The 10,132-nt window shown below is 71.9% G+C and carries 9 protein-coding genes; 6 read left to right on the forward strand and 3 right to left on the reverse strand.

The features are described from left to right. The 4 genes from ACERUJ_RS16840 to ACERUJ_RS16855 all read left to right on the forward strand — a co-directional run. Positions 1-1,358, forward strand: a 1,358-nt coding sequence (locus ACERUJ_RS16840) for a DNA gyrase subunit A (protein ID WP_370250006.1), incomplete at its 5' end; no start/stop codon positions are given. Positions 1,359-1,363: 5 nt separating this feature from the next. Then, entirely contained in the window at positions 1,364-2,065 is a 702-nt protein-coding gene (locus ACERUJ_RS16845; protein ID WP_370250008.1) for an LppX_LprAFG lipoprotein, read from the forward strand. Further along, on the forward strand, positions 2,062-3,795 hold the full coding sequence (locus ACERUJ_RS16850; RefSeq protein ID WP_370250009.1) for an MFS transporter: 1,734 nt from the start codon (positions 2,062-2,064) through the stop codon (positions 3,793-3,795). The genes ACERUJ_RS16845 and ACERUJ_RS16850 overlap by 4 nt, the downstream gene beginning before the upstream one ends. A gap of 17 nt (positions 3,796-3,812) precedes the next feature. Continuing rightward, a complete protein-coding gene (locus tag ACERUJ_RS16855; protein WP_370250010.1) occupies positions 3,813-4,307 on the forward strand; it encodes a beta-class carbonic anhydrase in 495 nt (164 codons plus the stop codon). Here ACERUJ_RS16855 and ACERUJ_RS16860 read toward each other — a convergent pair. Together ACERUJ_RS16860 and ACERUJ_RS16865 are read right to left on the reverse strand one after the other, a co-directional pair. Then, positions 4,291-4,674: a hypothetical protein gene (locus ACERUJ_RS16860; protein WP_370250011.1), complete on the reverse strand. Its 384-nt coding sequence runs from the start codon at positions 4,672-4,674 to the stop codon at positions 4,291-4,293. The two genes, ACERUJ_RS16855 and ACERUJ_RS16860, sit on opposite strands and share 17 nt — an antisense overlap. Then, on the reverse strand, positions 4,671-5,966 hold the full coding sequence (locus tag ACERUJ_RS16865) for an HNH endonuclease (RefSeq protein WP_370250012.1): 1,296 nt from the start codon (positions 5,964-5,966) through the stop codon (positions 4,671-4,673). The genes ACERUJ_RS16860 and ACERUJ_RS16865 overlap by 4 nt, the downstream gene beginning before the upstream one ends. Positions 5,967-6,219: 253 nt before the next feature. On the opposite strand from ACERUJ_RS16865, the gene ACERUJ_RS16870 reads away from it, so the two are divergent. After that, the gene (locus tag ACERUJ_RS16870; RefSeq protein WP_370250013.1) at positions 6,220-6,564 is read left to right on the forward strand and encodes a hypothetical protein; all 345 of its coding nucleotides are present in this window, start codon (positions 6,220-6,222) and stop codon (positions 6,562-6,564) included. An 888-nt stretch (positions 6,565-7,452) separates the two neighbouring features. Here the strand turns inward: ACERUJ_RS16870 and ACERUJ_RS16875 are convergent. Continuing rightward, positions 7,453-9,534 carry a type IIA DNA topoisomerase subunit B gene (locus tag ACERUJ_RS16875; RefSeq protein WP_370250014.1) on the reverse strand — a complete coding sequence of 694 codons (2,082 nt, stop codon included), beginning with the start codon at positions 9,532-9,534 and terminating at the stop codon, positions 7,453-7,455. A 333-nt stretch (positions 9,535-9,867) separates the two neighbouring features. Between ACERUJ_RS16875 and ACERUJ_RS16880 the strand changes: the two genes are divergently transcribed. Beyond that, complete coding sequence (locus ACERUJ_RS16880) at positions 9,868-10,068, forward strand: hypothetical protein (protein ID WP_370250015.1); 201 nt, start codon at positions 9,868-9,870, stop codon at positions 10,066-10,068. Positions 10,069-10,132 lie beyond the last annotated feature (64 nt).

A 10,132-nucleotide genomic window follows, 5' to 3' on the forward strand; every position in this document is an offset into this window, starting at 1 on the left:
CCGCCCCCCCCCCCCCCCCCCCGTTCCGGCGCCGCAAGGCCGCCGACCGGCTCCACCTGGTGGAGGGCCTGCTCATCGCGATCCTCGACATCGACGAGGTCATCGCCCTCATCCGCTCCAGCGACAACGCCGGCGAGGCGCGCACCCGGCTGCAGCAGGTCTTCGACCTCTCCGAGCTGCAGGCCGACTACATCCTGGAGATGCAGCTGCGCCGGCTCACGAAGTTCTCCAAGATCGAGCTGGAGAAGGAGCAGAGCGAGCTGCAGGCCACGATCGAGCGGCTCGACGCGATCCTCGCCGACGACGCCCTGCTGCGTCGGGTGGTCTCGGACGAGCTGGGCCAGGTGGCCAAGGACTTCGGCACCCCGCGCCGCACCGTGCTGCTGGAGTCGGCCGGCGTGAGCGCCGCCGCCTCGGCGGTGCCGCTGGAGGTGCCCGACGACCCCTGCTTCGCGATGCTGTCCTCCTCCGGCCTGCTGGCCCGCACGGCCTCGGACGAGACGCCCGGCACCGGCGAGGGCCGCGCCAACCAGGACGTCGTGCTCTCGGTGGTGCGCACCACGGCGCGCGGGGAGATCGGGCTGCTCACCAGCCGCGGCCGGGTGCTGCGGCTCTCGGTGCTCGACCTGCCCGCGATCCCGCCGAGCGCCAGCGACCCGCACCTGCAGGGCGGCATCCCGCTCGGCGCCCTGCTGGCGCTGCCCGACGGGGAGCGCGCGCTCGCCCTGTGCACCCTGGTCGCCGACGGTCCGGGGCTCGCCCTCGGCACCCGCGACGGCGTCGTCAAGCGGGTCAACCCCGAGGTGCCGAACAAGGACGAGTGGGAGGTCATCGGCCTCAAGGACGACGACGAGGTCGTGGGCGCCGTCCAGCTGGAGACCGGCACGGAGACGCTGTGCTTCATCGCCAGCGACGCCCAGCTGCTGCACTTCCCCGCCGACCTGGTGCGCCCGCAGGGCCGCGCGGGCGGCGGCATGGCGGGCATCAAGCTCGGTGCCGGCGCGCGGGTGGTCTGGTTCGGGGCGCTGCCGGCCGACCCGGAGGCCTCGGTCGTCGTGACGATCGCCGGTGCGGGCTCGGCGCTGCCCGGCACCGAGACGGGGTCGGTGAAGGTCACCCCGTTCAGCGAGTACCCCGCCAAGGGCCGCGCCACGGGCGGCGTGCGGTCGCACCGCTTCCTCAAGGGCGAGGACACCCTGGTGCTCGGCTGGGCCGGCGTCGCGCCCGCCCGGGCGGCAGCGGCGAGCGGCGCCCCGGTGCCCCTGCCGAGCGAGTTCGGGCGCCGTGACGGGTCCGGGGTGCCCGCTCCGCAGCCGATCGTGGCCTGCGCCGGCCCGGTGGCCGCCCGGCTAGGGTGAGGACCATGCGACGCCTGCTGTCCGTGCCTGCCGCGACCCTGCTCCTCCTCGGCGGTCTCACCGCCTGCGGTGGGGGCGACGACGCCGCCGGCGGCGGCGAGGCGTCCCCCGAGGAGCTCCTCTCCGGCGCGGTCACGCGGCTGGAGGAGACCTCCGGGGTGCGGCTCACGCTGAGCACCGACGACACCCCCGACGCCGACGCCTACCTCACCCGCGCCGAGGGCGTGGTCACGGACGCCCCGGCCTTCGAGGGCACGGTGTCGGGCAAGTTCATGGGCATCCCGGCCGACGGCGTGAGCGTCGTCGCGCTGGGGGGCACCCTGTACGTCGACGTGTTCGGCACCTCCCAGGAGTTCGACCCGGCCGACCTGTGCGCGCCCGACCCGGCGCTGCTGCTCGACGCCGACGCCGGCGTGCCGGAGGTGCTCGCCGCCGCCACCGACCTCACCGCGGGCGAGAGCCGACGCAGCGAGGAGGACACCAGCGTGATCGTGACCCCCTACACCGCGACGGTGCCGGGCGACGCGGTGCGCAACCTGCTGCCCTGCGCTCCGGGCGACTCCTTCGACGCCACCTTCACCTTCACCGACGACGACGTGCTCGAGGGCGCCGAGATCACCGGGGAGTTCTTCGACGGCAGCGGCCCGATCACGTACCGCATCGGCATCACCGAGTACGACGTCGAGCAGGAGATCAGCGCGCCGTGACCGAGGCGGCCCCCGGGCAGCGGGCGCTGCTCGCCCTGTGCGCCGGGGCCGTGGCGTTCGCCGCGATCGACACCTACGTGGTGGTGCTCGCGCTGCCGGACATGATGGCCAGCGTCGGCATCGGGGTCGACGAGCTGCAGCGGGCGGCACCGATCATCTCCGGCTTCCTGCTGGGCTACGTCGCGATCCTGCCGCTCATCGGTCGGGTCGCCGACCTGCGCGGTCCGGCGCCGGTCGTGGCGGCCTCGCTCGTGACCTTCGCAGTGGGCTCGGTCATCACCGCCGCAGGCTACGACCTGCCGAGCATGGTCGTGGGCCGGTTCCTGCAGGGCGTCGGTGGCGGCGGACTGGTGCCGGCCACGATGGCGCTGGTCGCCGCGCTCTACCCGCCCGAGCGACGCGGGGTGCCGCTGGGCCTGGTCTCGGCGGTGCAGGAGATCGGGTCCGTGCTGGGGCCGCTCGTCGGCGCGGCCGTGCTGGCGGTGGCCTCCTGGCGCGGGATCTTCCTGCTCAACGCCGCCGGCGGGCTGCTGCTGTTCGTCGGCCTGCGCGCGCTGCGGGCGAGCGGGACGGGCGCACCCCCGGCCCACGAGCGTCCGGCGCGCACGGGGCCGCCCGACGTCGTCGGCGCCCTCGCGCTGCTCGTGCTCGTGGCGAGCGCCTACCTCACCGTCGACCCACCGCGCTCGCTGCGGCTGGACCTCACCTACGGCGAGCTGTTCCTGCCCGTGATCGACGGCGCCACGACCCGCTGGTTGTGGCCCGTGGGCCTGGTGACGATCGGTGCCTTCGTGGTGCTCGCGGTGCGCTCGGTGACGGCGTCGCGCCCGCTGATCGACGTCCGGCCGTGGGCGCGCAGCCTGGCGGCGACCGACCTGCGGGGCGCCCTGCTGCTGGCGGCCGCGCTGGCCGGGATCGTGCTGGCCTTCGCCACGGCCGACCCCGCGGTGGCGGTGTTCTCCCCGCAGGGCCCGTGGTTCCTGCTGGGCTCGGCGGTGGCGGCGGTACTGCTCGTGCGGCACCTGCGCACGGCGTCGGACCCGCTGGTGCCGCGCGGCACGCTGTCCGCACGCCCGGCGTGGGGGGCGCTCGTGGTGAGCCTGCTGGTGGGTTGGGCGCTGATCGCGGCGCTGGTGGACATCCCGCTGTTCGCCCGCACCACGGTCTACCCCGACTCCCAGCTCGACGCCGCGCTGGTGCTGCTGCGGTTCCTGGTCGCGCTGCCGGTGGGGGCGGTCCTCGGCGGGCTCGCCCTGCGGCGGATGCCGGCCGGCGTCGTGGCCGCGGTGGGCATGCTGCTCGCGGCGGCCGCCTTCTTCTGGATGTCGACCTGGGACGTCGACGCCCTCGAGCACGCCTCGGCCTGGGTGCCCCTGGTGACCGGCGGGCTGGGCTTCGGCCTGGCCCTGGCGCCCGTCAACGCGGCGATCCTCGCCACCACGCGCGAGGACACCCACGGGCTGGCGAGCGCGCTGGTGGTGGTGGCCCGCATGGTCGGCATGCTCGTGGGCATCTCGGTGCTGACCACCCTGGGCCTGCGCCGCCTCAACGAGGCCCGCGACGCCGACCCCGGCCTGACGATCCGGCAACTGGGGGTGCTGCAGGAGCAGGCGGTGTTCGCGGGCGCGGCCTGGGCGGCACTGCTGGCCGCGGTCCTGGCGCTGGTGCTGTTGCGCGGGGCGGCCACCCGGGGTCAGCATCTCGGACGCGTGATCGCCGCCGGCGGCTGAGGCGTTACGGTGCCGTGGTGACGAACTTCGACGACCTCCTCGCCGCCAACCAGGCCTTCGCCGACCAGTTCGACAGCTCCGGGTTCGACGGCATCGCCCACGCCGGCGTCGCCATCGTGACCTGCATGGATTCGCGGATCCTGCCGCTGGAGATGATCGGCCTCAAGCTCGGTGACGCCAAGATCCTGCGCAACCCCGGTGGTCGGGTCGACCACGCCACCCTCGAGGCGCTGGTGCTGGCGGTGCACCTGCTCAACGTGCAGCGCATCATCATCGCCCCGCACACCCGCTGCGCGGTGGCCTCCAACAGCACCGAGACGATCCTGGGCCGCGTGGCGGAGTCCTCGGGCAAGTCCGCGGCGTTCATGGACTTCCAGGCCATCAGCGACCAGTCCGAGGCGCTCGCCGACGACGTGCAGAAGGTGCGCACCCACCCGCTGATCCCCGAGAGCGTGCTCGTGGGCGGCTTCATCTACGACGTCGACACCGGGCTGCTCACCCAGAAGTTCTGAGCAGCTCCCGCAACGGCGCATCCACCAGGGCGCCCGGCAGCTCCGGCAGCCGGGCGCCCAGTGCGTCCAGGTCGCCGATCCCGCGCAGCCGGTCGAGCAGCGCCCGCACGTCGGCGGCCGGGTCGGCCACGGCGACGTCGAACAGCAGCGGGCAGTCCACCGCCCCGCCCTCCGGCTCCGGCGGCAGGTCGGGGGTCCAGCAGCCGACCTCGAGCGCGAGCGTGGCGCTCGCGCCGAGACCGACCACCCGGGTGTCGAGGTACCAGAACAGCTCCCCCGCCGCGAGCCGCAGCCGACCCTTGCGGGGCTTGGCTCCCCCGGCCTTGAGGGCCTTCACGACGGCGGCGCGCTGGGCGGGGATGCTCACCGATCCATCGTAATCGGGCGCGGATCCTCCCTGAGCAGCGCGGGAAGCACGCGCTCGGTGCCGGTGGGACCGCGTTCGTAGGACTCCCCCGTGGGGCTGGTCCAGTGGTAGATGCGGGTGCCGTGCTCGTCGACCAGCGGATGGTAGGTCCAGCCGAACAGCGTCTTGAGACGGTGGTGGAAGCGGCACAGGCAGGCGAGGTTGTCGTCCGAGGTCTCGCCGTCGGTGTCGCCGGGCGCCCAGGGGACGATGTGGTCGAGGTCGGTGCCACGGGCGGAGCGGGCGCACCAGGGGAAGACGCAGGTGGCGTCGCGGAGGATGACCTGGTCGCGCAGGAGCGGTGAGGGCACGTAGCCGTCGATGTGGTGGGGGGCGTCTCCGTCGAGCACCGGGCGGACGGTGACGCGGGCCCCGGGGGCGGCCACCCACTCGCGGATCTGGCCGGCCGTGATCGGGCTGCGCGTGTTCTCGCAGTGGCCGATGCCGTAGCCGGAGGCGAGCGCGGCGTCGGAGAGGTGCAGGTAGAGCGTGAGGTCGCGCCGGGGCGTCGGGGCGCTCTCCGCACCCGGCGTCCCGTGACCGTGGAGGTAGCGGCGCGCCAGCTCGCCGAGGGCGCGGGAGCGGCGCACCTCGAGCGGGTCGTCGTCCCCGGCGGCCGCGAGCTCGGCGGCGACCCCGGCCAGGGCCACGTCGACGTCGAGCGCGTCCTGGAGGTCGAGGGTCGCGGTGAGGTCGACGGTGCCGCCGATGTCGTCCTGCTGGTGGTGGAGCGTCACGTGGCGGGTCTCGGCGCGAGAGATCCGGATCTCCTCGGCGAGGTCGGGCTCGAACATGGCCCGGGCGGCCTCGACGGTGCGGGCGATCTGCGCGGCGGACAGCGCATGAGCGTCACCGGCCACCCGGCGGTCGACCCAGGCGGCGCCCTCGGCGGAGAGGACGGCGGTGCGCTCGGCGATCTTGCGCGCCCGCCACACCACCACCTCGTCGTCGCACACCCGCTGCCACAGCCGCGGCAGCCGGCAGGACACCTCGACCGCGTCGGCCAGGAACGACCGGCCGGCCGGGGTGGAGAGCCGCAGGGCGCACGCGAACTCGGCCGCCGCCGAGGGATCGATGCTCACCGACCCGACCCCGCCGCTCGCCGCGTGCTCCGGGTCGTAGTCGTCGGGCCGGACCACCCCGTCGGCATGGGCGATCGCGTACCCCGCGGCCGCCACGAACACCTCGCGCGCCGCGCGCTCCTCGGCCAGCCGCGCGTCGCGCGCGGTCACGAGGAGGGAGGTGGCGTCCATGGCTCCATTCTCCTCGAACATCTGTTCGAACACAAGACCCGAACGCGATCACCCCGGGATCTGTGGACGGGCGATCCCGACGACCCGGATCATCCGGGGAGCCTCCGAGGGAGGCTCGACCGCCGCGCCCGAGCGGTCGCGTCGGGGACCTCGCAACCGCGCCAGGCCTCCAGCGGTACGTCGGTGAGGTTCGAAACGAACCTTCACTGCAATCAGAGCGCGCCGAAACAGCCCCAGGAGCGATGATGGAGGCATGCAGACAGTGACGCTCTGGCGACCGACAGGCCCGCAAGAGTTGGCGCTCGTCGAGGCTTCTGGCTGGAAGGAATGGCCGCCTCGCCTGCCAGATCAGCCCATCTTCTACCCCGTGCTGAACGAGGACTACGCGACACGGATTGCCCGCGACTGGAACGTCAAGGCGAGCGGCGTCGGCTACGTGACGCGCTTCGCGGTCGAGAAGGCGTTCCTGAGCCGGTACGAGGTCCAGCAGGCTGGTGGGCACACCATCCTGGAGTACTGGATTCCTGCGGAGGACCTCGCAGAGTTCAACCGACACATCGTGGGCACCATCGACGTCATCGCGGAGTACCGGTCATGAGGTCCCGCAACAGCCGAAAGGCCGCTCGCGGGCCAGAGTGGGCAGTGACGGTGCGCCTCAACAACGGCACGGTGCAGTTCTACACAGGCTCGTCCGCCAGCGACGAGTGATCTCCCCGAGAGACATAGGCGCATCGCTACGAGTCCGATGAGGATGCTCGAGCGTTCGCCACATCGTGTCGGATGAACTCGGCAGGGAGAGCGTACTCAGCTGTTCACCTCGGCCTGCCTCGCTGAACGGGTGCACTATCCAGACGAGGCAGCGCCTCAGGCGCGCCGGTATCGAGCGTGAGGCGCACGACTTAACATCGGCGGTCCACGAAAGTCTGGTGCGAGTCGGCGATGAAAGACGCGGAGTACGCAGGTCATAGCGGCATGTGTCGTCGACCGCGATGCTCTCGGCGACTCATCGAGAGTTCGGTAGGCAGGGCGCGTATGTCACGCTGCGTCCCCTCCGAACCCAGCCCGGCAACGGGAGACATCCTCGCGGCGTGACGTAGCCGGTCTCGCTCACGACCTCGCCGCTCAGGAGAGTGACATCCACGCGCGAGCGTCCGGGGCCGAAAGTCTCCACGACTCGACCAGCGATGACCGCGCGGGACACGTCCTCGATGAACTTGACGTCATCGAGGGTCGCAGCAAGTTCCCAGCGCCCGCCGTGATGGCCCGCCTCCACCTGCAGCGCACCCTCGGGTTGCTGCAGAAACTCTGTCCACGTGAACCCCAGAGCGGCTGACGCCACCGGTTCGACGTCGACCAACTTCCTACCGGACGACCCTCTACGACCGACAGTTGCGTAGCCCGCCAACTCCTCCGTCAAGTCGTGCGCGAGCGCATCGAGCCTCGCCTGAACCTCCTCATGCACCGCGAGAACCGTCGCTGACGTCCATCAGAAGTCGAGGTCCTCGGCCACCAGGCCACTGCTGCCGGCGACGATGAACTCCTTGCGGGGGGCGACCTCGGAGCCCATGAGGAGCTCGAAGATGTGGGTGGCCTCGTCGGCGTCGTCGATGGTGAGCTTGCGCAGGGTGCGGTGGCGGGGGTCCATGGTGGTCTCGGCCAGCTGCTTGGCGTCCATCTCGCCCAGACCCTTGTACCGCTGCACCGGGTCCTTCCAGCGCACGTTGCGCTTCTTCAGCTCGGCGAGCTTGCGCTGCAGCTCGTCGTCCGAGTACGTGTAGACGTACTTGGGCTGGTCCTTCTTCGGGTTCGAGATCTCGATGCGGTGCAGCGGCGGGACGGCGGTGTAGACGCGGCCGTCGCGGATGAGGTCGGGCATGTACTTGAAGAACAGGGTGGCGAGCAGGCAGCGGATGTGGGCGCCGTCGGAGTCGGCGTCGGCCATGAAGATGATGCGGCCGTAGCGGCGGGCCTCGAGCTCGAACGTGCGCCCGGAACCGGCGCCGACGACCTGGATGATCGAGGCGCACTCGGTGTTCTTGAGCATGTCGCCCACCGAGGCCTTCTGGACGTTGAGGATCTTGCCGCGGATGGGCAGCAGGGCCTGGAACTCGGAGTTGCGGGCCATCTTGGCGGTACCGAGCGCGGAGTCGCCCTCGACGATGAACAGCTCGGTGCGGTCGTTGTCGCCCGAGCGGCAGTCGGCCAGCTTGGCGGGCAGCGAGGAGGACTCCAGGGCGTTCTTGCGGCGCTGGGTCTCCTTGTGCTGGCGCGCGGCGATGCGCGTCTTGGCCGCACCCGCGACCTTCTCCATCAGCAACCGGGCCTGGGCCTTCTCGGTGCGCTTGGTGGAGGTGAGGTACTCGGCGAAGAACTTCGCCACGATCTTGCGCACCTCGGCGCGCACGGCCGGCGTGCCGAGGATCTCCTTGGTCTGGCCCTCGAACTGCGGCTCGGCCAGTCGCACCGTGACCACGCCGGTGAGGCCCTCCAGGACGTCGGACTTCTCGACGTCGGCGTCGTTGACCTTGAGCACCTTGGCGGCCCGCATGGCGTCGTTGAACGGCTTGACCAGCGCCGCCTCGAAGCCGGCCACGTGGGTGCCGCCCTTGGGCGTGGCGATGACGTTGACGAACGAGCGCAGCTCGGTGTCGTAGCCGGTGCCCCAGCGCACGGCGATGTCGACGCCGAGCTCGCGCTCGATGTCCTGGGGCGTCATGTGGCCCTTGTCGTCGAGCAGCGGCACGGTCTCGGTGAAGCGGCCGGTGCCCTCGATGCGCAGGATGTCGGTGACCGGCTCCCCGCTCGCGAGGAACTCCACGAACTCCGCGATGCCGCCGTCGTGGCGGAACCGCTCCTCGACCGGCTCCTCGCCCCGCAGGTCGCGGATGACGATCTCCAGGCCGGGCACGATGAACGAGGTCTGCCGGGCGCGACCGATGAGGCCGTCGATCTCGAAGCGGGCATCCTTCGTGAAGATCCGGCGGTCCGGCCAGAACCGGATGCGGGTGCCCGAGCGGTCCTTGGCGACGCGGCCCCCGGAGCGGGTGAGCCCGCTCTGCGGGGTGAAGCCGGCGTCGGGACCCTCGGCGTCGAACACGCCCGGCGTGCCGTGGCGGAAGCTGAGGCCCTGCACCTTGGGGCTGCGCTCGACGTCGATGTCCATGCGCGCCGAGAGCGCGTTGACCACCGAGAGGCCCACGCCGTGCAGACCGCCGGTGGCGACGTAGGAACCGCCGCCGAACTTGCCGCCCGCGTGCAGCTTGGTGGCCACCACCTCCACGCCGGGCAGCCCGGTCTTGGGCTCCTTGTCGGTGGGGATGCCGCGACCGTCGTCGTGCACCTCCGCCGAGCCGTCGGCGTGCAGGATCACCTCGACCCGGCTGGCTGCACCCGCCAGGGCCTCGTCGACGCCGTTGTCGATGATCTCCCACAGGCAGTGCATCAGACCCCGGGTGTCGGTGGAGCCGATGTACATGCCCGGCCGCTTGCGGACGGCTTCGAGGCCCTCCAGCACGAGCAGGTGGGCGGCGTTGTAGGTGTTCTCGGCGATCGTGGGCTCCTGGCACATCGGACGGGGAAGGTGAGGCGGGCACCACTGTAGGAGGCGACACGCCGGGGCCCACGTGCGCCACGCCCCCGGTGAACCACGTCACGATGGGGTCACGTCGAGGGACCGATCGGATGATCTTCGCGAGATTCACCCCACTGGTGCCGCCCGGCGCGTCACACTCGAGACAGCACCACCTCACAACTGCACACCACCCGCCCCGCAGCGACGCGGGGCAGCACCACGCACGAGTGATCCGTGATCGCGTGGCGTACACCACCAACCGGCGGGAATCTTGTTCAGCCTCGCTACGTTGGACCGTAGGCAGGCGACCGAAGAAGAGATGAGGCCGAGATGACCACTGCAACCGCCCCCAGCAGCAGCTTGACCGCTGAGGACCGCTGCGACCGCTGCGGTGCCCAGGCCTACCTCCGCGTGGAGCTCCAGAGCGGCGGCGAGCTGCTCTTCTGCGCCCACCACGCGCGAGAGCACGGTGCCGCCCTCAAGCAGGTCGCCGCGAGCGTCCTGGACGAGACCCACCGGCTCAAGGGCTGAGCCCCCACCCCCACGCATCAGCGACGGGCCCCCGGCGATCGCCCGGGGCCCGTCGCCGATCTCA

This window comes from Nocardioides sp., from assembly GCF_964228225.1.
GTDB lineage: Bacteria > Actinomycetota > Actinomycetes > Propionibacteriales > Nocardioidaceae > Nocardioides.